This is a genomic window from Aquirufa sp. ROCK2-A2 (assembly GCF_054558485.1).
Map to the genome: position 1 here is coordinate 71,914 of NZ_JBPXKA010000009.1, position 23,391 is coordinate 95,304.

Sequence of the window (23,391 nt, forward strand, 5' to 3'; positions counted from 1 at the left end):
TCAGGCTTTTGAACGAGGTATATTATTGACTTCTTCTCCTTCGAACCACATTAAATTTTTAACAGGTTCTATGGCTGCAGTTAACTCTTCCAATAGGCCTGCAGGTATTTTAAAATCCAAAGAGGCGATGTTTTTTTGAATGGAAGTCATTCGGCACATGCCGACAATGGTTGTTGCTATCGCTGGATGATCCATGGCAAATCGCATGGCGACATCACTTAATCGCACACCATATTTTTGACAAATATTCAACAAAACAGGCTGAATGGCCAACATTTCTTTAGGGGCATTGTGCCATTCAGGAAGTGCTGCATCGGATAAGATTCGTTGCATTAAGGGCGCAGCGTTCATTAATCCAAATCCTTTTTCTTTCGATAAAGGAACGAGTTCATCGTTCAATTCATCTTGCAATAAATTGTAATGTGCCCACGAAAGAACGGTGTCAAGTTCCACTTGTCGGGCAATTTCAGCTAGATAACGAACAGGTAATCCCGTAATTCCAATGAATCTTGCTTTCCCGGAAGCTTTTATTTTTTCAATCGCCGGCATGGCTTCTTGTAAAATTTGCTCTTTTGAAACAAACTCGATGTCGTGCAATTGAAACAAATCTACATAATCTGTTTGCAAGCGATGAAGCGATTCATCAATACTTGCTTCGATGCGTTTGGCAGAAAAATCAAAAGAACGCAAATCATAGCGCCCACATTTGGTAGCTAGAAATACTTCTTTTCTTTTACCAATTAATGCTTTTCCTAAACGGGTTTCAGCTAGGGTAATTCCATAAAAAGGAGAAACATCAAAGAAATTAACGCCATGATCGATTGCATAATGAACGGAGTTAATACCTTCTTGCTCATCTACCTCATCAAAAACATTACCAAGCGGTGATGCCCCAAATCCTAGAATCGAAACCATTTCATTGGTTTTTCCTAATTTTCGATATTCCATGGTTGATTATTTCAAATTTTATTGTGACCAAACGGTCGGTTGTCTTTCCCAACGATGTTGATTTAACTTTTCAACCAAAGATTTTTCAAGCCCCTTTCCATCTGAGGTAGCAATATTGCTTTGAACATGTTTGATTTTGCGCATCCCTGGGATTATAGTTCCTACATTTGGATTCGATAAGATAAAACGTAAAGCCATTTCAGGCATATCCATGTTCGAAGGTACCATCGGTTTTAAGGCGTCTGCATGTTCAACACTTGAATGTAAATTTTCAGGCACAAAATAAGTAGAACGCCAATCATCTGCAGGGAATACGGTTTCTTTGGTCAATAAACCAGTTAAACTACCTTCGTCAAATGGAACACGGGCTATAATCCCTACATTTAATTCTTTGCACAATGGGAATAATTGATCTTCTGGATTTTGATCAAAAATATTATAAATCACTTGAACAGATGAAAACAAATTTGTTTTCAAGGAATTTAAACAGTTATTAGGTTCCCAGCGATTCACAGAGATTCCCCAATGCGCCACTTTGCCCTCTTGGGTTAGTTTTTCAACGGCTCTTTTCCATTCATCATGTTCTGCCCATGCATCTTCCCAAACATGAAATTGCTGTAAATCTATTTGTTCTACCCCTAAATTTTTTAAGCTTTTTTCGGTGTATTCAATAATATGATCTGCAGGAAAACACTCTTCTAAAGTAAAATGAGATTTGGAAGGCCAAATGAAATTTTTAGGAGGGATTTTTGTGGCAGCATACAATTTTTTGTTGGCATGTCTTTTTAACAAATCACCCAAAATTTGCTCACTTAATCCAGCCCCATAACCCCAAGCGGTATCAAAGAAATTACAACCTAATTCAACCGACAATTCCAATGATTTACTTACTTCATCCTGATCTGATCCTGTCCATCCTGCTAAACCCCACATTCCATACCCAATCTCACTTATTTCCCAATTTGTTTTTCCAAATACTCTTTTTTCCATTTTATTTTTTGCATTAATTTCCAAATGTATCAAATCTTTTTTTTTAATCTATCTGTTGGCTCATTAATCTAATAATCGTGTAAATTATTTACAAGGATTTTGTAAAATCTGTCACACAAAATCTAGTTCCAAATCAGTGAAAAATGTGTAAAAATACGTTTCTCACGCAATTAACTCAATTTAATTATAGTAACAGTTTTTTCAATGATAGCTTTATATTGGATTATTTCTAAATCTATTTCACTCTATGATCAAACTTAAGAAACCTCTTCCTAAAAATGCAAAATCATTCAAATTAGGGGGTGAGTTTTATGATGCCTCAAAGATCAAATATATTGCAGGAGAGGGTAATTATTCCATTATCCATTTCATCAATGGCGAAAAAAAACTTTCTTGCCGTACGTTAAAATATTATGAAGCACTTTTAAAAGACATACAAATTATCCGCCCATCTAAATCTTATTTAGTTCATACCGCTTACATAAAATCGGTCGAATTGAAATCAAGAAAATCCATCATCATGCAAGATGATTTTGCTATTGGAATTTCAAGAAGAAATGTCCCCTTGATGAAAGCTTTTTTTAATTTATAATTTCCTGATTTTTATTCTTCTCTTTCCTCTTTTCTCTTTTTTCTCTCTCTTCCCCTGATTCTCCTTTCTATCATTTTTATTTCTATCTTTAGGTCGATTTAAACCTATTACCTTGAAAATTTTCTTGTATCGACTAAAAGTGCTTGCGTACTTTATTCGACTTTTTGCGCATATCCTTTTTTTAAGGGTTTTGACGCCAAAGAAAACCTTTATAGGTATTTCTATGGATGGCGATTATGGAGATATTATTGCCTCTGAGCCTGTATTAGGGGCTTTAAAGGAAAAGTTCGGCGAGGTACATATTACTTGGATTGCTTCTCAACAATATCAGCCTTTGCTTCAGCATCACCCATTGATTAACCTATTTTTAGATCTAAAATATACCTTATTGAGTCATTTATTGATTCATTCCAACCCTTTTCATGTTCATTATTCCTTGCATTTAAGTGGTTTTCGTAAAGATTTTGTAACAAATACGCGAATCCATAATCCTCGGGCAGACGAATTGGGTTTGACTTTGTCTAATTATTATTTTCAAAACAATTTATTGGAAGTATCATCTCAATTAGCCGATCTTGGAAAGTTGAAAGGACAACCGCATCTGTATTTGGATTCCCATAATTTCAATTTGCCTTGGAAAGAGCCTTATTGGGTGATTCATACCAAATCAAATAAGGGTTGGCGCGATTGGACAGATGAAAAATGGATACAATTACTTGATTTAATCATGGATCGCTATGATATAAAAATGGTAGAAATTGGTCGAATTAATCCTTTGAATTATCAGCATCCGAATTTTAAAAGCCTAGTTGGAAAAACAAGTTTGATGGATATGATGAAAATTATTCAATCATCTCAATTTTTCATTGGATTGGATTCTGGTCCCACTCATATGGCAAATGCCTTTCAAATTCAAGGGGTAATTATATGCGGCGAGTTTTCATTTTTTAAAAATTACATGCCTTATTCTGGTTTTTATCAAGATCAAGTAAAAACAAAAGTTCTTTTTAATCAATCCGGCCCTGCAAATGGTTTATCTTTGGAGGAAGTTTGGACAGAACTTCAGCGACTAATTTAAAGTATCAATCCATGTGAACCCATGAAGAAAACAGCTCTACTTTTTGGTTTTTTTGCCATTGCGGCTTTCCATTTTTCTTCAAACGATTGGCCTGAATACTTGGGTGGTGCAGATCGAAATCATTTCTCCAAGTTGAACCAAATAACCAAGGAGAATCTTCAAAATTTAGAAGTAGCTTGGACATATGCCATGCCAGACTCTGGCCAAATGCAATCCAACCCGATTATTATCAATGGAATTTTATATGGAATAAGCTCTTCTGTGCAAGCGTTTGCTTTGGATGCAGCCACAGGACAAGAACGTTGGCACTTTGGTGATCCTCTTAAAAATTGGGCAAGTACCAGTCGAGGGGTGTCTTATTGGACCAATGGTTCGGAGGAACGAATATTATTTACAGCAGGTCCTAATCTTTGGGCTTTAGATGCGAAAAATGGAAAACCCATTGAAACCTTTGGAAACCATGGAAAAGTAGATTTACATACAGGATTACCCGCAATTGCTCAAAATAAATTTGTGATTTCGAATACTCCAGGCACAATTTATAAGGATTTGATTATCATGCCTTTGCGCTTATCAGAGGGTGCCGATGCCGCACCAGGAGATATACGGGCATTTAATGTAATCACTGGAAAATTAGCTTGGACATTCCATACCATTCCTTATCCCGGTGAATTTGGCTATCAAACTTTTTCAAAAAATGCCTACAAGAATGAATTTGTTGGAGCTGCCAATAATTGGGCAGGTATGTCAGTAGATCTTAAACGTGGAATTTTATTTGTTCCAACAGGTTCGGCTGGTTTCGACTTTTGGGGAGGTAATCGTAAAGGAACGAACTTATTTGCCAATTGTTTAATTGCCTTAGATGCCAGAACGGGGAAACGATTATGGCATTTTCAAATGACTCACCATGATATTTGGGATCGCGATTTGCCGGCACCGCCCAATTTGATACAAATAAAGAAAAATGGCAAAATGATCGATGCGGTTGCCCAAGTCACGAAACAAGGTTTTGTTTTTGTATTTGATCGAGTAACAGGCAAACCATTATTTCCCATTCAAGAGCGCCTAGTTGGGAAATCAACCTTAATCGGTGAATCTGCTTGGCCAACGCAACCATATCCTCTTTTACCAAAACCTTATGCCCGACAATCCGATGAATTGACAGAAAATGACATAAGTCCTTATGCTGAAAATCGAGAAGAGTTGAAAACCCAATTAAGCAAAATGAGGAAAGGCTGGTATGATGCTCCTAGCTTAGAGGGAACTCTGATTTTACCTGGATTTGATGGCGGCGCCGAATGGGGTGGTGCTGGAGCAAATCCGGAAAAAGGCTTATTGTATGTCAATTCTAATGAAATGGCTTGGGTACAAACCATGGTCGCGACGGAGACGAAAAATCTGTTGGCAAGTAGTGGAGAAAAAGCGTATCAACGAAATTGCATGACTTGTCATAAAGAAGATCGTAAAGGGAATGTGGCGAGTGGTTATCCAAGTTTATTGGAGCTACATCAAAAGCGAAGCAAAATATTTGTTAAGCAAATAATTGCTCAAGGCAAAGGAATGATGCCCGGTTTTTCTCACCTAAGCAAGGAGGAACAAGAGAATATTGCCTCCTTTATCATGAACGAAGTTCCCAAAGAGGTTGCCACAAATGAAGGTGTCAAAGGACCTTTCATCCCTTATCGAATGACAGGGTATAATAAATTTTTGGACAATAAAGGCTTACCTGCTATTAGTCCACCTTGGGGAACATTGAGTGCCATAGATTTGAATACTGGTAAATATCTTTGGAAAATTCCATTTGGAGTTGAACCAGAATTGGCTAAAAAGGGCATAGTTAATACTGGTGCTGAAAATTACGGAGGACCACTCATAACCTCCAACGGATTACTTTTTATTGCTGCTGCGAAGGATGGATTTTTCCGAATATTTGATGTGAACAATGGCCAATTATTGTGGAAAAAGAAATTGCCAGCTGCAGGATTTGCCACCCCTTCAACGTATATGGCCAATGGAAAACAATATGTGGTCATTGCCTGCGGAGGCACAAAATTAGGGACCCCCAAAGGAAATCAATACGTGGCTTTTGCCTTAAAATAGAACAATTGGTGTCATTATACGATTTTAATTCCGAAAGAATCCAATAAGCCACTGAGCCCTTCTTTTGAAAATATGGCTTGCTTGATTTTATTATTTCTAGGGTCAATGGAATAATGATAGGCTTCTGAAAAATCGGCTTTTTCTAAGTTACATTGTTGGAAAATGGCGTTCATTAAATCGCAATTGGCAAATTTGCTTTGACTTAAATTTGCCTCTGTAAAATCCACTTCGTGTAATTGAGAATGAGAGAAAATGCCTTTTTTTAGGCTCATTTGATAGAACGAAGATAAGTTCAAACTACAATAGTCAAAGCTAACTTCGAAGAGAAAATCATTAGCTAATTCAAAATGCAAACCTTGTAGTTTACATTCTTTGAAATGCACCTTTCTGAATGCTGTTTTATGAATTTTTGCTAAACTCAAATTGCAATTCAAAAAGGTGCAATCTGTAAAAATAAAAGAGGATAAATCTTGAGATCCCAAATCGCAATTTTTAAAAGTACAAGATTCATATTCACCTATGGCTAAAACTTGGGTAGCAGTAGAATATTTTTCAAATACTTGATCAACTAAATAGGGGAGACTCATGATTGAAGATGCTAATTACTTATGCTTTTTTTCTAGGCTTCATTTTTAAGCTATCCGCCGGGTAGGCAGCTTTCAATTTAGCCATTTCACCTTTCGCCCAATTGATAATTAAAGCTCTTTGTTCTTCACTTAAATTGGCATTTGAATGTAAACCGAAATAAGTGTAAGAAGGCATTGGCATTTCTTTTGCTTCTGTTTGCTCAATAACTTCTTCTAATTTATGATTTTGAACAGCGATGGGCATTTTGGTAAAAGTAGAAAAATTCAAATGTTTTTTTCCATCATTCACGTGATGATCTAACCAAAAACCTACAGGTTGAATGTTCGAATACCAAGGATAGGTAGTAGTATTGGTATGGCAGTCGTTACAAGCATTTTTCAAAACGACATTGACATCTGCTGGAATCGTGTACTTGGTAGATATGTCATATTGCATATCATTCGACTCATTTTTCTCCGTAGGTACAAATTGAATGGCAATCAGTACCACAATCAGTCCAAGTAATAGTTTTTTTTTCATTTCAATATATATTTTTAGGGTTTAATACTTTTTTCAAATCCTCTGAAGTCATATTCCTTAGATATATGGAAAGCTTTGAGCACAGACGATTCTGAAATTTATTCAAGTTTGTAAGTTTAGGATGGAAGCTCGAAGTTTTGAGACCATTATAGAAGCTTTATAGACCAAATTAAACTTTGGTGGTTGAAACGTCAACTGTTTTATCTTTATCAAATTTATGAATACAAATTCCAATAGTGAACTGATTTTTTTAAAAATGTACTAATTAATTAATAATTTTACGACTTAGCCAAGCTATTTTTACGGACCAATTTTAAATTATATCATACAATAACCAAATGAAAAAATTATTTTCAATAATTAGCTTTTTTATTTTTCCGCTAATAACTTTTGCCCAATACACGATCAAAGTCAGCACACAAATTTCTTCAACTAATAACGAGGTATTTTTACGATCGACTCTTTTTGACGACAAAAATTACATACCTAAAGATACCATTAAGTTGAATGGAAAAGTTAAATTCATTCGGTCAAAAAAATCCATCGTGGGTGGGATATATTATTTGTATTTCCCTAAAACAAAAGAAAAAGTTTATCTGAGCTTAGAAGATAATGATGTATTTGATATCAATATACCCGAAAAAGATTATTTAAAAACCATTGAAATTACCTCTCCCAAAAATATTATTTTTCTAAATTATCAGCGGTTGATTACTCAATTTGCCGACCTAGATTCCAATTTCAATGAACAGGTTAAATATGGCAGAAAATTTAACTTCGCTCAAAAGGCTGAATTTTTTAGAACAAAAACAGCAGCTTTGGTTGAATTTAGAACAAATGCATTGATTTCTTTGAAGCCCGAGGATGTTCTGTATACGTATTTTAAATCACTTAATCTGTTGGATCAGTCCATTCCTTCTAGAAGGGATATCGTTAAACGAAAAGAATTTCTTAAGCCTTTTGATTTAACAAATCCCAAGCTATTATTTACGCCTGAAATGAAGAATATTCTGTACGAATATTTGTCCTATTTCCCATTGAATTCAGATTCTTTGCAAGTGGGCGTTGATCATGTTATGAGTAAATTAGACTGTAAGTCAAAAGCTTACTCTTATGTTTTTGATTATTTTGGTAGTATTTTACGAAATAGGAATATTCAAAATAATGCGGATGGATATAGCCGCTACCTGACAAAATATGTGGCAAATGCTAAATGCGATTTTTTGAAAAAAGACAAAAAAGCTGAGCTGTTAAAAACCCTTAATTCAAGTGCAAAACAATTAATCATAGGCCAACTAAGTCCGAAAATTAGTTTAAAAGATTCAACAGATAAAGTACAGGATTTGCACGACTTTGCAAAAAAATATGATTACACGGTCGTTATATTCTATGCGCCTACTTGCGATCATTGTCAGGTTGAGGTGCCCTTGATGGATAGTACTATCAAGCAATTAGAGAAATCCTTTAAATTGAAAATTGGTCGTTATGCTATTTGTAATGAAAGTGGATTACCTAAATCAGAATGGGTCAATTTTACCAAAAAATATAAATTGACAGAGAATTATGCACATGTTAACATGGCAGATAATAATGAAATTCGTACTACTTATGATGCTTTTTCTAATCCAACCTTTTATTTAGTTAATCGATTCGGATTACTAGAAGACAAAAAAATCAGCCCGCTGACTTTGAAGAAATTTTTTATCAGTAATAGAAAGTAGGTATTAGGTATTAGGTAAAAGGTAATAGGTAAAAGGTAATAGGTAATAGGAATTTTCACTAAACACTAATAACTAAAGACTAATATCTATTACCTATCAATGCAATTTATTGGCTAATTCATTTTCTAAGGCATTTCTTTTTTTAGAAAAAAAGAAACAAAAAAACTCATTTTCTGCCAGTTAATCCAAAACGAATCAATTTAATGATGAATTATGAGCGTTTTTTGAAATTCATAACTCATAATTCATACCTCCTAATTTATTTCGTTTCTTTCGGCGGATTAACCGTTAGTATCGAGATATAATTAGCTTTAAGGGCAAACCTCTTTGTGATTACGAACTGTGGCTGTAAGCGGTTGCTGACCTTGTCAAAGTATGGTTAATGAGCTTAGCGAATTATCGAAGCCATGTTTATAATGATTGTTACAAAGAGCAGCAAGAAAAAATTAATTAGAAGTTTTAACAGTTAATTCACATTATTACCTCTTCTCATCCCACCTTGCTCCTTAATATTTCAAATAGAGAATAATCAGTCAATTGATAAAAAATATAAGTTTTCAATTAGCAAAAACGATGTCCATTTTTTATGGGGAATGGGGCCCCTTACCCCCTGCAATTTAATGGTTTAAAAATTCAGTTGTTTGATAAAATTAGGTAATGACTCTTTTCTGTTTTTGGCTTCGAGAGCCTCAGCCAACGATTTTTGCTCTTCTTTGGTTGCTGAGCCTGTCGAAGCATCTCAACTCTCTTCTAGTTTTCTTCTTTCCTCACATAAATTAATTCCTCTTTGAGTTCACCAGCCAGCCAAATAGCCCAGCGGTAATGAACATAATAAAACTGTAAATAACGGCAGGGATAGCCATGGAGCTGTTGCCAATGACAGTCAAGGCAATGAAAATAGCCAGGGTTCCGTTGTGAATACCAATTTCCATTCCAATCGCAATCGCTTGAGGTTTAGAAAGATTGAACAAGCGGGGGATGTAATAGCCCAATCCTAAACATAAAAGATTGAAAATGAAGGCTGCCATTCCTACCTGTTTGAAATCATTGAATAAATGGTCTTTTTCTTGCAAACCTGTTAAAATAATCGCTGTTGCTAAAAATATAGCTGAACCAATTTTGACCGGTTTACTTAATTGTTCTGCCAATTGGGTAGCTTTATTTCGGATAATCATTCCAATGGATATCGGGATAATGACAATCATGCAAACCTCCATTACTTTCCCAAATTGTAGGGGTACAACTTGGTCTGTTTGTAAAAATTGATTCATCGCAAAATTGGTGATGATGGCAATGGAAAATATGGACAAAACACTATTTAATGCTGTTAGTGATACATTTAGGGCAACATCACCTTTGGCAATATGACTATATAAATTCGCCGATGGTCCTCCCGGTGCCGCAGCGATTAACATGAGTCCCACCGCCAATTCGGGGCTAGCGAGCATGCTCTTAGCAATTAAAAAACAAATGGCAGGTAATAAAATCATTTGGCACAATAATCCAATAATCATTGCTTTGGGGTACTTGGCTATGCGTTGGAAATCTTCGACTTTCAATGATAAGCCCAAGCCCATCATGATAACAGCAAGTGCTATAGGTAATATGACGGTTGATAGTAAACTTGATTGCATCTTGTAAGAGATTTAGAGGTAAATTTCTACTAATTTAGCTAATTTTGATATAAATTAGGATTTTTTAAATCCTGTTATTAATTTCAAGCTTAATCTATATTTCTATGAATACTTCGAATCCTGAATTCGATAATAATAAGATTCCTGTTAAAAAACTTTGGCAAGTGATCATGGCTTCTTCCGTTGGGACAGTCATTGAATGGTATGATTTTTACATATTTGGTAGTCTTTCAGCCATTATTTCCTTGTCTTTTTTCCCCAAAGACGATCCGACTGCCGCTTTTATTTCTACTTTAGCTGCCTTTGGAGCTGGTTTTGTGGCACGGCCTTTTGGTGGAGTCATTTTCGGTCGATTAGGTGATCGAATCGGTCGAAAATACACCTTTTTATTAACTCTGCTTTTAATGGGAGGATCAACGTTCGCCATTGCCTTTATACCTAGTTATTCCAAAATTGGCTTGGTGGCTCCTGCTATCTTACTATTGTTGAGAATTATTCAAGGCTTGGCTTTGGGTGGTGAATACGGTGGTGCAGCTACGTATGTGGCAGAATATGCACCAGATCAACACCGTGGAAAATACACAGCTTATATTCAAACAACTGCTACTTTGGGCTTTTTTGTTTCCATTATTGTGGTATTGGTTTGTCAAAAATTAATTGGAGATGCAGAGTTCAAGGAGTGGGGTTGGCGAGTACCCTTTGCTCTTTCGGGTATTTTGGTAATTGTATCCTATTTCATCCGACGAAATATGCATGAATCTCCATTGTTTGCCAAATTGAAAAGCGAAGGGCGTTTATCCGAAAATCCGCTTCGAGAAGCTTTTGCCAGCAAGGCCAATCGCCGTTTGATGTTGATTGCCATGTTTGGAGCAATTGTTGGACAAGGGGTTGTTTGGCATACTGGCCAATTTTATGCCCAAATTTTCATCAATAAAATATTGAAAGTGGATTTTACCACGACTAATCTGGTCATTGCAGTTTCATTGGTTGTTGGGACACCTCTTTTTGTCGTTTTTGGGGCATTGTCAGACCGTTTGGGTAGAAAGGTTATTATGTTGGGAGGAATGGCATTAGCCGCTATTTTTTATTATCCTTTGTTTTCTTGGATGTCAATTATTGTTGAGCAAGAGGGTACACTCATCAATGACGCCGTTCATTTGACTTTCTATGGTCAATGCCAATTGGCCTTTATTTGCATGTTATTGGTGACTTTTGCAGCCATGGCCTATGGTCCCATCGCCGCATTTTTAGTGGAATTATTTCCTACCAAAATTAGATATACCTCCTTGTCGATTCCCTACCATTTCGCAAATGGCGTTTTCGGAGGATGTGCACCATTTGTAGCTACTTGGTTGGGTGCTATTACACATTCCAATTTTTCCGGAATTTTTTATCCCATAACCTTAGCTGCTATCACGGTTATCGTGGGGGTAATTTATCTTCCAGAAACGAAGGGGAGAGCGATTATGGATTAAAGGAAAAGAGGAAAGAGGAGAGAGAAGAGAGGAAAGAGAAAAGAGAAGATAGAAAAGAGGAGAGAGGAAAGAGAAAAGAGAAGATAGAAAAGAGGAAAGAGAAAAGAGAAGATAGAAAAGAGAAAAGAGGAAAGAGAAAATAGAAGATAGAAAAGAGGGGAGAGAGAAAAGTAATTTGTTAAGAAAAAAATAAAAAACGAATAGGAGAAAAGAAATTGAAATGGATGAATGATAATATAATGGGAAAATATTAACAGAGATAAAGAAAAAGGTAGAAAATTTTCTCTCTTCTCTTTTCTCTTTTCTCTCTCTTCTCTCCAAAAAAAACCTAAACTATGAACGAGCATTTACCAAGGCGAGACTTTATTAAATCCAGCTCTATTTTATTGGGAGCAAGCCTTTTACCGAATAATTCCATGAAAAAAATAGCCCCCAAACCAGGTGAAATTGTCTTAGGACATAATAATTTCAAATATAAAGTGGTCCCTAATTGGGGTGTTTTGGATGCTGGGAAAAATCCAGTGAACGATTGCCATGAAATGGTAGAAGATGCCAAAGGACGTTTGTTTTTGGCCACCAATGAAACCAAAAACAACATCTTGATTTACGATAAATCTGGAAAATTATTGGATTCTTGGGGACATACTTATCCAGGTGCTCATGGATTAAGCATTTTGAATGAAGGTGGGGAACAATTTTTATTAATTTGCGACAATGCTCGCCATCAAGTCATTAAAACCGACTTGAAAGGCAAAGAAATCTTTAAAATTGAATACCCTAAAGAAACAGGGGTCTACGATTCTCCGAATCAATTTGTACCAACAGAAACAGCAGTGAATCCCAAAAATGGTGATATCTATGTTGCCGATGGGTATGGTGCCAATTATGTGATTCAATACGATTCCAAAGGAAGATATATCCGCCATTTTGGAGGAAAAACCTCTGAATATGCAGACGATAAATTCAATTGCTGTCATGGTGTCTTAGTGGATACCCGCGATGCAAATAATTGGACATTGTTGGTGACTGACCGAATGAATAACAGTTTAAAACGATATACGTTGGATGGTAAATTCATCACTCGCTATCATTATCCTGGTTCTTTTATTTGTCGCCCAGTTTTGCACGGTGAAAACATCGTTGCAGCATGTTACCGCAGCACCGACGCAGGTTGGGCTGGTTCAGGTTATGTTCAAATTTTAGATAAGGACATGAAAGCGGTTTCTACTTTAGGTGGTTCGGAGCCAATATACAAGAACGGTGTATTACAAAGGCAATACAAGGATGATGAAAATAAAGTGTTCATCCATCCTCATGACGTTTACGCAGATTCCGATCACAACTTATATGTAGCTCAATGGGCTAGTCAAAAGACTTATCCGATTAAATTGGAGAGAATTTAATTGAATGATGAATTATGAGTTATGAATTATGAATACTGATAATTCAACTCATAATTCATCATTCATAATTCATCATTTTTATGTCTACTTGGTTTCTATTTTTCGGCCACTTTCACCCAGTGTTGGTTCACTTGCCTATTGGAATGCTGGTGTTGGTGGGATTGATGTATTTTTTCTCTAAAACGGAGGATGTAGAGGCGAAACAAAAGTCCTTTGCTCCTTTTTTCTTTTGGGCTGGGATTACCGCAACATTCTCTTGCGCAATGGGTTTTGCGCTTTCGCAATCAGGGGAATACGATGAGGAAACCTTGCTTTTTCATCAATATTTAGGGATATCAGTTGCCGTTATTTCATTTCTCTTGGCTTATACTTCTCAATATTGGTCCAAAGATGCCAATATGCGGAAGTTGTTTACTCCTACATTAACACTTGCATTACTCTTGCTTACGCTTACAGGACATTTGGGAGGAAATTTAACCCACGGTTCTGATTATTTAACTCAGAATTTACCATCCCCTTTTAGAGAATGGTTCGGATTGCCTGAAAAGCAAAGTTCCACCGAAGGGAAGAACGCTGTCGTTAAAATTGCCAATATCAATGAAGCTTTGGTGTACCAAGATTTGGTTCAACCCATGTTGAAACAAAAATGTTGGTCTTGCCACAATGCGGAAAAGCAAAAAGGTAAACTAAGAATGGATAGTCCCGATTTTTTACTGAAAGGCGGTGAAAATGGCGCAATTGTACAAGCGGGAGATCCTGCAAAAAGTGAAATGATCAAGCGTTTATTGTTGGAAGAAAGCGATGAACACCACATGCCGCCAAAAGGGAAAACGGGCATGACTGAAGATGAAATTGCTATTTTGCATTGGTGGATACAAGGTGGCGCCGATTTCAAAAAGAAGGTGAAAACATTGACTTCCGACGCCAAAGTGAAAAGTATTTTGGCTAAATACAGTGCTGGAACGAGTGAAGGAGGGCCTTATATTTCACCAGTTTTGAAGGAAGAAATAGATGTGGCCGACGAGTCGGATATTCAAACTTTGTTACAGCTAAAATTATTGGTTTTACCTGTTTTTAAAGACCAAGCTTTTTTAGAGGTCAATGCAATCAATGCCAAGAAAATAAGTGAAAATGATTTGAAAGAAATCAATTCCATCAAAGAACAATTGATCACCTTAAAATTGACCAATACCCAAGTTACAGATGCCTTTGTGTCCGACTTGGCAGCTTATCCCAGATTAATCAATTTGCAATTGGGGCATACCAAAATTACAGATAAAAGTTTGGATGCCTTGCAAAACGCAGCCCATTTAGAAACCTTGAATGTGTATGGAACTGCCGTTACGGATGCTGGAATTCTGCAACTAGCCAAGCTAAAAACCTTGCGTAATTTATATGTTTGGCAAAGCAAAGTCACAGACGCTGGCGTAGCTCGATTGAAAAAACTCCGCCCCAATTTACACATCGACAACGGCACGAAAGTGGTGTTTCCGATTGTGCAAGATAGTCTTAAATAGAGAAGTCTTTGTGTCTTTGTGTTCTATGTTTTAACACTAAGACACAGTTTTTTATTTGTGTCTTCGTGTTTTAAAGAATGTAGAATGTAAAATTTACCTCTTACCTCTTACCTCTTACCTATTACCTATTACACATCAACGCCGCTTTTGGCTTCGATACTTCGACAGGCTCAGTAACCGTGCTCAACCATCGCGGTTGAAGTATTCTGAATTAATAATTTTTATGGATATGTACGTAAAAACTCTTTAAATTATAATATATTTGTGCTTTAAAACATAAAAATGATTTTGCGACCCTCCTATTTGAAAGAATTACAACAGTGGATAGATCAACCGCTTGTTAAAATTTTAACTGGTATTCGTAGGTCCGGTAAATCCACTGTGTTATTGTTATTAAAAGAAGTATTGTTACAAAAAAGGATACTGGAAAAGAATATTATTACAATTAATTTTGAAAGTTTTACAACAGAACACTTGAAAAATGCCACATCCTTATATACGCATTTAGCATCGATAATTACTAAAGGACAAAAGTTTTATGTATTGCTGGATGAAATTCAAGAGGTACATGAGTGGGAAAAAGTTGTCAATTCTTTATTAGTAGATTATGATGTAGATATATATCTAACGGGTTCTAATTCACATCTGTTGTCGTCTGAATTGGCAACTTACTTAGCTGGGAGATATATCGAAATTCCCATTTATACCTTGTCTTTTAAGGAGTATTTAGATTTTAATTCTGTCGTTCAAAAATCAATATTATCGACAAAAGACCATTTTGTAAGCTATCTGCGTAAAGGAGGATTTCCAGTGGTGCATATTGCCAATTATGATGAAGATGCTACCTACAAAGTAATTAGAGACATTTATGCATCCGTCCTGTTACGCGATACCATACAGCGCTACAAGATTAGAGATATCGAATTACTTGAACGCGTTTTACGTTTTGCGTTTGATAATATTGGTAATACATTTTCGGGGAAAAATATAGCAGACTATTTTAAAAGTCAATCCCGAAAAACGGATGTCAATACCATTTACAATTATTTGACGGCATTAGTAGGTGCGTTTATTTTGTATCGTGTATCGCGTTTCGACATCAAGGGCAAAGAAATTCTCAAAACACAAGAGAAGTTTTTTGTAAGTGATGTGTCCCTCTTGTATGCAACAATGGGGTACAGAGATCGTCAGATAGCTGGCATTTTAGAAAATATAGTGTTTTTAGAACTTAAAAGAAGAAATTATCAGGTTTACATTGGAAAGTTAGACACAAGAGAAATAGATTTTATGGCCGAAAAACAAGGAAAACGTATCTATGTTCAAGTAGCATATAAGCTTGATAGTGATGCAACAGTGAACCGAGAATTTAATCCTTTGTTAGCAATTTCAGATCAATATCCCAAATATGTGGTTACCATGGATGATTTTTGGAAAGAGGATCTACAAGGCGTAAAGCATTTTCAGGTGCATGATTTTTTATTATCGGAAGACTACTAAACGAAATCATTCCGCTTTTGGCTTCTGCTCAGCCAAAGGAAATTAAGAATGTAGAATTAAGAATGTAGAAGTTATACCTATTACCTTTTACCTTTTACCTATTACCTATTACCTATTACCTATTACCTATTACCTTTTACCTATTACCTCTGACCTATTACCTATTTCAAAAATCTCAACCCCTCCGGAACTTGTTTTTGGGCATTAGAACTTTCATCTTCCAAGTAATAATATTTGATTTTACTTTTTTTAGCTAACTGAAGTATTTCAGGGATATTTAATTGGCCTGTCCCCAAGGCTACATCGTTTTCAGATGAGGTGGCGACACCGATTCCAATGGAAACCCCCTTTTTTAAATCTTTAACATGCATCAGACGGAATCTTTTCGAGTATTTTTTGAGTAATTCTGCTGGCGATTGTCCAAAATGATGGACCCATAAAATGTCTATTTCATAGGATACGTACTTGGGATCAGTTTGTTGAACGAGGTAGTCAAAATAGGTGCCATTTTCATAGGGTAAAAATTCATATCCATGGTTGTGGTAACAAAATTCCAATCCATTTTGTCTCAGTGTTTTTCCAAAGCTATTGAAATCATTCACTGCCTTTTGAGCTGCTTCCAAGTTAAAGGGAGACTTGTGCGGTATCATGCCTACTCGGACAAATTGTGCACCGAGTATTTTTGCATCTTCGATAACCGTGTTCATTTTATTACTTAGGGCATCGTAAGTGACTCCATAACTCGTACAAACCATTCCTCGTTCATCCAACATGCCTCGAATTTCTTTGGCCGTTTTTCCGAACAAATTAGAAAATTCGATATTCTTGATGCCCATGGATTGTATAAGATCCAATGTACCAGGCATATCTTTGGCAAATTCTTTTCTAAAAGTAAATGAGACGACACCAGGTGTTTCTTTTAGCATTTTACTTCCTGAATTTTGTGCAAAGATTATATTTGTCAAAAAACCTAGGATGAATAGGGTAAGTAGTCCTTTTTTCATGTGTTATAACTTATAGTTTAATTTCCCAGCCTTTGGCATACTCTCTTGACCACAATGCCATCGCCTCTGGGTCGTTTAAAATATGTCCATTTTGAGGGTTGCATTTTAGAACTCGACCTACGCGATAAGCAATATTACCCAGTTGTGGCAATAATGTTGATTTATGTCCTTCCAGAATGGGAGCATTGATTTTCTCTTTACCGCGAATGGCTTCGCAGAAGTTTTTCAAATGTAAACCATCCAGTAATTCGGTTGGGCTAACAGCGTTCTTAGGGTCAAATGGCGTGTTGTCTTTTACCTCAAGAATTAATTTATTATCGGCATCAAAGACTTGATATCCATTGGCTCCACCATATTCCACAGTGCCTTTTTCTCCATAAAAAATCACACCTCTGCCGCTTCCTTCGGAATTATGGCCATTGCAACTTCTACCTTCCCAAGTACAAGCTGTATTGTTTGGAAAATTGATTGTGATGGTTTGGGTATCTGGTGTTTCCCAATCATCTTGAAAATGGAAACGTCCACCTGCGGAAACGACCTGACTTGGATAATCTACTCCTAAACCCCAGCGAACCACATCTAATTCGTGTGTTCCATTGTTCAACGCTTCTCCGGTTCCCCAATGCCATCGCCAATGCCAATTATAATGCACTAAATTATCTTTGAATTCTCTCCTTGGAGCAGGGCCTTGCCATAAATCAAAATTCAAATGTGAAGGTGGCGCAATGGTTTGTCCTTTTCCGATGGATTTACGATTATTGACGTACCAGGCTCTTGCGAAATACACTCTTCCGATGATTCCCGAATGCAATTTTTGAATCATGTCTTGTACATTGTCAAAGGTACGTCGTTGACTTCCCATTTGAACCAGTTTTTGGTATTTCTGAGTAGCTTCTACCAACAGTTCACCTTCTCTAGGATTGTGGCTACAAGGTTTTTCTACATAAACATTCTTACCAGCTTGTAAACCCATGATCGCAGCTGGCGTATGCCAATGATCCGGGGCGGAAATGGCTAATCCATCCATGTCTTTTTCTTCCAACATTTTCCGAATATCACTGTAACCTTTCGGTTTTTTTCCCGTTTGCTTCTCAATATCTGCGATGGTTTTGGCTAAAACTTGTGCATCAGGATCACAAACAAAAGCCACTTCGACGTTGGGAAGTTTGGAAAAGGATTTGGATAAAAAGGCTCCACGACTGTTGGTTCCCATGATACCAATCAGAACTTTTTCGTTGGGAGAACCACGGAAGGATAATAGAGGGCTTGTAAATAGAGCAGTAGAACCTAAAATGGATTTTTGGATAAATGTTCTGCGTTGGATCATATTGGTTATATAATTCTATTCCGACAAATTGCAATTTTTTCATAATAAAATGAAATTTAGGGTATTTTTTTCAGATGAAGCTCATTTGTATTCACCCATTTTCACATATAATGACAAATCAAATAATCATAAATTCTGTTAAATCTTGTATATTTACTACTCAATATTGTATCACTCTGCTCAATTATTATTGTGAGTCAGAGTGGCGAAGCCGTAGAAAGGTAAGAGGTAATAGGTAAAAGGTAAAAGAGTTTTCTCTCATCACTTTTCTCTCTTCTCTTTTCTCTCCTCTCTCTCCTAATGTTAGAACAACTCTTTACCGGTAAAATACGCATACAACTTTTAACCAAGTTGTTATTAAATCCTGCCAGCAAGGTTTATTTGCGTGGCTTGGAGCGGGATTTAGGTGTTAGTTCCAATACGGTACGCTTAGAGCTGAATAAATTGTCCGATTTGAAATTGATAGAATCCAGCGAGGATCCGGACAATTCCAAAGTGAAGAATTATTCCATCAACCAATCCCACCCGCTCTTTCAATCTTTGAGAGGCATTATTCTTCAATTTGTGGGTTTGGATCAAATCATAGAAAACATTCTGAATAAAGTAGGTGACTTAGAAAAGGTTTACCTGACTGGCGATTTGGCAGAAGGCAAAAATACGTCCTTTGTAGATTTGGTTTTGGTGGGTGATGTTGATAAAAGCTATTTGTACCAATTGATAGAAAAAATAGAACCTCTTATTCAAAAGAAAATCCGTGTGGCATTGATTAGTCCTCTGGAATATTCTTTGGGTATGTTGGATGACGTGGATAAGAAAATGCAGCTGCTTTAGAAAAGAGAAAAGAGAAGAGAGAAAACGGGAAGAGGGAAAATCAAATAAATCATCATCCATTGTCTGAACTATGATTTTTATGATTTATATGATTGTATGATTATAACTCTTTGTTTTTAATCATACTATTTACTTTTAAATCACTGTAATCATTTAATCAGAAAAATCATAGTTCAGACAAAATGGCAAGTTGAGTTTTAAAGCAATTTTTGAAAAGCGTAAATGATGTTAAGAAAAACATTCCTTTCAATTGCCAATCAATTATTTGATATCTTGTCTAAAGGGATAGAAAAACGCTTTGCTAAAAATATTCAATTTCAACGACAAGTTAGAGCTTTAAAAACCACCGTTGATTATGTGGAAGAATACATATCTGATGTTGTTTCAAAGGATTCAAAATGGAACGTACATTAATATGCATTATCCGAAGTAAGTTTAAACGGTCTTTTTCTTGAATTTGGAGTATATCAAGGGCAAACGGTGAATTATATTGCCAAGCGTACTTCCGAAATAGTTTATGGATTTGATTCCTTTGAAGGCTTACCTGAATTTTGGCGCGATGGTTTTGACAAAGGTATTTTTGCCATGGATACTTTACCTAAGGTGGAGCAAAATGTCGTTTTAGTCAAAGGATATTTTGATCAAACATTGCCCGAATTTCTTCAAAAAATTGGGGATGCACCTGTCGCTTATTTGCATATCGATTGCGATTTGTATAGTTCGACAAAAACCATTTTTCACTATTTAAAGGGCAGAATATTACCCGGTACCGTGAATGTCTTTGATGAATACTTTAATTTTCCAGGTTGGGAAAATGATGAATTCAAAGCATTTAAGGAGTTTATAGAAGAAAGTCAACTGAAATATACCTATTTGACCTATAATCGCTTAGATGAGCAGGTGGCAGTAAAGATTGTGTGATATTTTCAATCTTTTGTTTACTGATTTTTTGATTAAATTTTGATTACAACACGACAAGAATTTTTTAAGGCACAAGCAAGAATAGACAACGTATCATTTAATCAAACTGAAGCATGGTTAGATAGTCGAAATTTGAAAGAATCGCAGTGTGTTTTTGTACTAGATGATATTGGATATCCGCAGCTGGGATGTTGGGGAGTTGTACATAAAAACATTTTATTAGGAGATTACTTAATTATTGCGGGCGAGTCTATGAATAACAATGTGAGCTCGCATCAAATTAGAAAGTTTTATTCAGAGATCTATCGGTTGGGGTTTAATTTTGTTAAAATCAATAATTATTCTTTTTATAATATTGACTTTGAAATTGGAATTCGTAGAGCGGGTTTTTTAAGACCAATGATTAAGATTCTAAGTCCATTAACCTTGGTCATTTCCGCCAACCATTTTAATCAAAAAGACAAAACTTGGAATCGAAACATTCGTTTAGCGACTCAGGCAAAATTGTCGTTTTGTGTTGTTGAAAAACCGACCAATCATGAATTAGACATATTTTGTGAATTGTTCCAAGACTTGAAAGTGAATAAAAAATTACCTTATACCATTTCATCTTCCTCCTTGATAAAACTTTTTCAATCCAATAGTTATAAGCTTTTTTTTGTGTATAACGAAGAGCAGGTGCCTGTTTCCGGTCGTATTATTTACGTACATGCTGATTTAGCTTATGATGTATATGCCGCCAACAGCGATGAATCTAGAAGTGTAGGAGCGGCCTATTTTATTATTGATAGTATCATGGATTATTTGAAAAATAAAGGAGTCTCATTTTTTGATTATGGTACAATTACTCCTTCCAATGCTGAATTAGATCATATTTACCAATCAAAAAGCCATTCTGGAGGAACCCCGCAATTATACAATGGACAATGGGTTCACTATCAATCGAAATGGATTGAATATTGCTTGAATGCTTACTACCTTTTCTTTTCTAAAAACGAAAGATTTTAACTAGATGATGAACATTTTAATTACCGGTGGAGCGGGTTTTATTGGTTTTTAAATTTGCTTAATACCATCTATTTTTAGTCCGATTAGAGGTATAATTTACTTAGTTTAGCAAGATTTAATTTAAAAAATGGAACAAAAAAGACTGGCCATTATTGGTCTTGGATATGTAGGTTTACCATTGGCCGTGGAATTTGGAAAGAAATATCCGACAGTTGGTTTTGATATTAATCAAGAAAGGATTCAGCAGTTAAGCCTTAGCATAGATCGTACCTTGGAATCCAATGAAGCTGAAATAAAATCTTCTACCCATTTAACTTTCACGAATCAATTGCAAGATATTCAAGCTTGCCAGATTTATGTTGATACCGTTCCTACTCCCATCGATCAATTCAAAGCTCCTGATTTAATCCCCTTAAAAAAGGCATCGGCCATTTTGGGCAAAGTACTGAAAAAGGGAGATATCGTTATATATGAATCGACGGTTTATCCGGGTTGTACAGAGGAAGAATGTGTGCCAGTTTTGGAAAAGTAAAGCGGATTGCGTTTTAATATCGACTTCATTTGTGGTTATTCACCAGAGCGAATTAATCCGGGAGATAAGGTGAATACTTTAACGAAAATCAAAAAGGTAACTTCAGGCTCTACTCCCGAAATTGCCACAGAGGTGGATAATTTATATACGAGCATTATTACGGCGGGTACACACAATGCTCCCAATATGAAAGTGGCGGAGGCGAGTAAAGCCATTGAAAATGCCTAAAGAGATGTGAATATTTCTTTTGTAAATGAGTTGGCTTTGATTTTTGACCGTATTGGAATAGATACCCAAGATGTGTTGGAAGCGGCTGGGACCAAATGGAATTTTTTGAAATATAAGCCAGGTTTAGTAGGTGGCCATTGCATTGGGGTAGATCCCTATTATTTGGCACACAAAGCTGAAAGTTTGGGCTATCACCCTCAAGTAATTTTATCTGGAAGAAGGGTCAATGATAACATGGGGATGTTTGTTGCCAATAAAGTATTTAAGTTGATGATCAATAAAGGATTGCCCATTAAAGGTGCTAAAGCATTGATATTAGGCGTTATCTTCAAGGAAAATTGTCCAGATATCCGTAATTCCAAGGTAGTGGATATTTACACCGAGTTAAACCAATTTGGATTAGAAGTAGATGTCTATGATCCCCATGTAAATGCAGAAGAAGTTTTTCATGAATATGGTATAGTCATGGCCCCCGCGTTGGAGCGTTATGATAGCATCATTTTAGATGTATATCATGATGAATTTTTAAAGTTAAACTTTGATCAGTTGAAAAACACCCGAGAAGCGGTGATTTATGATATCAAATCGGTGTTGGATAGGGAACTGGTTGATGCTAGATTATAAAAACCTAGTGTTAATGCATTGTTATAATAACACAGAGGGTTATAGGTATTTGTTAAGATAAAGTAATTATTAATTATCTTTATAAGTTAAATAAACCAAAATCATTATGTCACTAGTATCAAAAATTAGACCTTTAGTTTTAAAATTAATCAGAAAATTTCATCACATAAAAAAGAATGTAAAATTGAATCACACTTGGTATGGTAACACATATGGGGGATTTTACATTTGTCCTGATTTACTTGATCAAAACTCTATTGTTTACTCTTTTGGTATAGGAGAAGATATATCATTTGATAAGGCTGTAATTCAAAATCATAATTGTCAAGTCTTTGGTTTTGACCCAACTCCAAAATCAATAAGTTGGATTAAAGGTCAGAATTTGCCGAAGGAATTTCATTTTTATGAATTTGGAATTAGTGATAAAAGTGGTAACGTTGATTTTTATCTTCCTATTAACCCTGAATACGTATCAGGTAGTGTCATCTCTCAAAAAAATGTTGACACAATGAAAAAAGTCAGTGTCGAAATGAAGTGTTTAGAAGAGATTATGACTGAGATGGGGCATTCTCATATTGATGTTTTAAAAATGGATATCGAAGGTTCTGAATACGACGTAATTGAAAATATTTTAAACGCGAAAATTTCGATTACTCAAATACTGATAGAGTTTCATGATAGATTTTTCGAAAATGGGAATCTGAAATCTAAGCAAGCTATCAGTTCATTCAAACGTAATGGTTATGAAATATTTGCAATTTCTGACTCGTTTGAAGAAATATCCTTTTTTAAAAAAGATGCCATAAAATTAATTAGGGGTCCAATATTGGACCTTTGAGTCTAGTAGAACTATC

At 35.8% G+C, this 23,391-nt stretch carries 19 protein-coding genes and 2 pseudogenes; 14 read left to right on the forward strand and 7 right to left on the reverse strand.

The window, feature by feature from the left end; all coding sequences use genetic code 11:
• Together V7S76_RS11270 and V7S76_RS11275 are read right to left on the reverse strand one after the other, a co-directional pair.
• A complete protein-coding gene (locus V7S76_RS11270) occupies nucleotides 1-948 on the reverse strand; it encodes an aldo/keto reductase (RefSeq protein ID WP_459510207.1) in 948 nt (315 codons plus the stop codon).
• Nucleotides 949-966: 18 nt separating this feature from the next.
• Nucleotides 967-1,938: an aldo/keto reductase gene (locus tag V7S76_RS11275; RefSeq protein ID WP_459510209.1), complete on the reverse strand. Its 972-nt coding sequence runs from the start codon at nucleotides 1,936-1,938 to the stop codon at nucleotides 967-969.
• Between the two features lie 247 nt (nucleotides 1,939-2,185).
• On the opposite strand from V7S76_RS11275, the gene V7S76_RS11280 reads away from it, so the two are divergent.
• From V7S76_RS11280 to V7S76_RS11290, 3 genes are all read left to right on the forward strand, one after another.
• The gene (locus V7S76_RS11280; protein WP_459510210.1) at nucleotides 2,186-2,530 is read left to right on the forward strand and encodes a LytTR family transcriptional regulator DNA-binding domain-containing protein; all 345 of its coding nucleotides are present in this window, start codon (nucleotides 2,186-2,188) and stop codon (nucleotides 2,528-2,530) included.
• A 112-nt stretch (nucleotides 2,531-2,642) separates the two neighbouring features.
• A complete protein-coding gene (locus V7S76_RS11285; RefSeq protein WP_459510212.1) occupies nucleotides 2,643-3,608 on the forward strand; it encodes a glycosyltransferase family 9 protein in 966 nt (321 codons plus the stop codon).
• 21 nt (nucleotides 3,609-3,629) lie between these two features.
• Nucleotides 3,630-5,708 (forward strand): outer membrane protein assembly factor BamB family protein, encoded by a 2,079-nt coding sequence (locus V7S76_RS11290; protein WP_459510213.1) that lies wholly within the window; start codon nucleotides 3,630-3,632, stop codon nucleotides 5,706-5,708.
• A 14-nt stretch (nucleotides 5,709-5,722) separates the two neighbouring features.
• Here the strand turns inward: V7S76_RS11290 and V7S76_RS11295 are convergent, their stop codons facing one another.
• Both V7S76_RS11295 and V7S76_RS11300 read right to left on the reverse strand, forming a co-directional pair.
• Nucleotides 5,723-6,295: a pentapeptide repeat-containing protein gene (locus V7S76_RS11295; RefSeq protein WP_459510214.1), complete on the reverse strand. Its 573-nt coding sequence runs from the start codon at nucleotides 6,293-6,295 to the stop codon at nucleotides 5,723-5,725.
• A gap of 19 nt (nucleotides 6,296-6,314) precedes the next feature.
• Nucleotides 6,315-6,815 carry a heme-binding domain-containing protein gene (locus tag V7S76_RS11300; RefSeq protein WP_459510215.1) on the reverse strand — a complete coding sequence of 167 codons (501 nt, stop codon included), beginning with the start codon at nucleotides 6,813-6,815 and terminating at the stop codon, nucleotides 6,315-6,317.
• 338 nt (nucleotides 6,816-7,153) lie between these two features.
• Here V7S76_RS11300 and V7S76_RS11305 point away from each other — a divergent pair, with 338 nt between their 5' ends.
• Nucleotides 7,154-8,536 (forward strand): TlpA family protein disulfide reductase, encoded by a 1,383-nt coding sequence (locus V7S76_RS11305; RefSeq protein ID WP_459510216.1) that lies wholly within the window; start codon nucleotides 7,154-7,156, stop codon nucleotides 8,534-8,536.
• Between the two features lie 776 nt (nucleotides 8,537-9,312).
• Here V7S76_RS11305 and V7S76_RS11310 read toward each other — a convergent pair.
• Nucleotides 9,313-10,170 carry a bile acid:sodium symporter family protein gene (locus tag V7S76_RS11310; RefSeq protein ID WP_459510217.1) on the reverse strand — a complete coding sequence of 286 codons (858 nt, stop codon included), beginning with the start codon at nucleotides 10,168-10,170 and terminating at the stop codon, nucleotides 9,313-9,315.
• A gap of 104 nt (nucleotides 10,171-10,274) precedes the next feature.
• Here V7S76_RS11310 and V7S76_RS11315 point away from each other — a divergent pair, with 104 nt between their 5' ends.
• The 4 genes from V7S76_RS11315 (at nucleotide 10,275) to V7S76_RS11330 (ending at nucleotide 16,062) form a co-directional block, all read left to right on the forward strand.
• A complete protein-coding gene (locus V7S76_RS11315; protein WP_459510218.1) occupies nucleotides 10,275-11,645 on the forward strand; it encodes an MFS transporter in 1,371 nt (456 codons plus the stop codon).
• 335 nt (nucleotides 11,646-11,980) lie between these two features.
• A complete protein-coding gene (locus V7S76_RS11320) occupies nucleotides 11,981-13,048 on the forward strand; it encodes an NHL repeat-containing protein (RefSeq protein ID WP_459510219.1) in 1,068 nt (355 codons plus the stop codon).
• Nucleotides 13,049-13,128: 80 nt separating this feature from the next.
• The gene (locus V7S76_RS11325; protein WP_459510220.1) at nucleotides 13,129-14,565 is read left to right on the forward strand and encodes a c-type cytochrome domain-containing protein; all 1,437 of its coding nucleotides are present in this window, start codon (nucleotides 13,129-13,131) and stop codon (nucleotides 14,563-14,565) included.
• Between the two features lie 282 nt (nucleotides 14,566-14,847).
• On the forward strand, nucleotides 14,848-16,062 hold the full coding sequence (locus V7S76_RS11330; protein ID WP_459510221.1) for an ATP-binding protein: 1,215 nt from the start codon (nucleotides 14,848-14,850) through the stop codon (nucleotides 16,060-16,062).
• Between the two features lie 161 nt (nucleotides 16,063-16,223).
• Here V7S76_RS11330 and V7S76_RS11335 read toward each other — a convergent pair whose 3' ends face one another.
• Together V7S76_RS11335 and V7S76_RS11340 are read right to left on the reverse strand one after the other, a co-directional pair.
• A complete protein-coding gene (locus V7S76_RS11335) occupies nucleotides 16,224-17,066 on the reverse strand; it encodes a sugar phosphate isomerase/epimerase family protein (RefSeq protein ID WP_459510222.1) in 843 nt (280 codons plus the stop codon).
• Between the two features lie 10 nt (nucleotides 17,067-17,076).
• Nucleotides 17,077-18,393 (reverse strand): Gfo/Idh/MocA family protein, encoded by a 1,317-nt coding sequence (locus tag V7S76_RS11340; RefSeq protein WP_459510223.1) that lies wholly within the window; start codon nucleotides 18,391-18,393, stop codon nucleotides 17,077-17,079.
• Nucleotides 18,394-18,693: 300 nt separating this feature from the next.
• On the opposite strand from V7S76_RS11340, the gene V7S76_RS11345 reads away from it, so the two are divergent.
• From V7S76_RS11345 to V7S76_RS11370, 6 genes and pseudogenes are all read left to right on the forward strand, one after another.
• Nucleotides 18,694-19,224 carry an ArsR family transcriptional regulator gene (locus V7S76_RS11345; RefSeq protein ID WP_459510224.1) on the forward strand — a complete coding sequence of 177 codons (531 nt, stop codon included), beginning with the start codon at nucleotides 18,694-18,696 and terminating at the stop codon, nucleotides 19,222-19,224.
• 222 nt (nucleotides 19,225-19,446) lie between these two features.
• On the forward strand, nucleotides 19,447-19,638 hold the full coding sequence (locus V7S76_RS11350; RefSeq protein ID WP_459510225.1) for a hypothetical protein: 192 nt from the start codon (nucleotides 19,447-19,449) through the stop codon (nucleotides 19,636-19,638).
• A gap of 48 nt (nucleotides 19,639-19,686) precedes the next feature.
• Nucleotides 19,687-20,145: pseudogene (locus V7S76_RS11355) on the forward strand (TylF/MycF/NovP-related O-methyltransferase); the annotation flags it as partial.
• A gap of 39 nt (nucleotides 20,146-20,184) precedes the next feature.
• Nucleotides 20,185-21,153 carry a hypothetical protein gene (locus tag V7S76_RS11360; protein WP_459510226.1) on the forward strand — a complete coding sequence of 323 codons (969 nt, stop codon included), beginning with the start codon at nucleotides 20,185-20,187 and terminating at the stop codon, nucleotides 21,151-21,153.
• Between the two features lie 127 nt (nucleotides 21,154-21,280).
• Nucleotides 21,281-22,537 (forward strand): annotated as a pseudogene (locus tag V7S76_RS11365) (nucleotide sugar dehydrogenase).
• Between the two features lie 106 nt (nucleotides 22,538-22,643).
• On the forward strand, nucleotides 22,644-23,375 hold the full coding sequence (locus tag V7S76_RS11370; protein ID WP_459510227.1) for an FkbM family methyltransferase: 732 nt from the start codon (nucleotides 22,644-22,646) through the stop codon (nucleotides 23,373-23,375).
• The last annotated feature ends 16 nt before the right edge of the window (nucleotides 23,376-23,391 follow it).

Coding starts and splice junctions, on each gene's coding strand:
- V7S76_RS11270 (WP_459510207.1), bottom strand. CDS start 948: ATGGAATATCGAAAATTAGGAAAAACCAATGAAATGGTTTCGATTCTA.
- V7S76_RS11345 (WP_459510224.1), top strand. CDS start 18,694: ATGTTAGAACAACTCTTTACCGGTAAAATACGCATACAACTTTTAACC.
- V7S76_RS11315 (WP_459510218.1), top strand. CDS start 10,275: ATGAATACTTCGAATCCTGAATTCGATAATAATAAGATTCCTGTTAAA.
- V7S76_RS11325 (WP_459510220.1), top strand. CDS start 13,129: ATGTCTACTTGGTTTCTATTTTTCGGCCACTTTCACCCAGTGTTGGTT.
- V7S76_RS11350 (WP_459510225.1), top strand. CDS start 19,447: ATGATGTTAAGAAAAACATTCCTTTCAATTGCCAATCAATTATTTGAT.
- V7S76_RS11305 (WP_459510216.1), top strand. CDS start 7,154: ATGAAAAAATTATTTTCAATAATTAGCTTTTTTATTTTTCCGCTAATA.
- V7S76_RS11295 (WP_459510214.1), bottom strand. CDS start 6,295: ATGAGTCTCCCCTATTTAGTTGATCAAGTATTTGAAAAATATTCTACT.
- V7S76_RS11280 (WP_459510210.1), top strand. CDS start 2,186: ATGATCAAACTTAAGAAACCTCTTCCTAAAAATGCAAAATCATTCAAA.
- V7S76_RS11300 (WP_459510215.1), bottom strand. CDS start 6,815: ATGAAAAAAAAACTATTACTTGGACTGATTGTGGTACTGATTGCCATT.
- V7S76_RS11275 (WP_459510209.1), bottom strand. CDS start 1,938: ATGGAAAAAAGAGTATTTGGAAAAACAAATTGGGAAATAAGTGAGATT.
- V7S76_RS11310 (WP_459510217.1), bottom strand. CDS start 10,170: ATGCAATCAAGTTTACTATCAACCGTCATATTACCTATAGCACTTGCT.
- V7S76_RS11330 (WP_459510221.1), top strand. CDS start 14,848: ATGATTTTGCGACCCTCCTATTTGAAAGAATTACAACAGTGGATAGAT.
- V7S76_RS11340 (WP_459510223.1), bottom strand. CDS start 18,393: ATGATCCAACGCAGAACATTTATCCAAAAATCCATTTTAGGTTCTACT.
- V7S76_RS11335 (WP_459510222.1), bottom strand. CDS start 17,066: ATGAAAAAAGGACTACTTACCCTATTCATCCTAGGTTTTTTGACAAAT.
- V7S76_RS11370 (WP_459510227.1), top strand. CDS start 22,644: ATGTCACTAGTATCAAAAATTAGACCTTTAGTTTTAAAATTAATCAGA.
- V7S76_RS11290 (WP_459510213.1), top strand. CDS start 3,630: ATGAAGAAAACAGCTCTACTTTTTGGTTTTTTTGCCATTGCGGCTTTC.
- V7S76_RS11320 (WP_459510219.1), top strand. CDS start 11,981: ATGAACGAGCATTTACCAAGGCGAGACTTTATTAAATCCAGCTCTATT.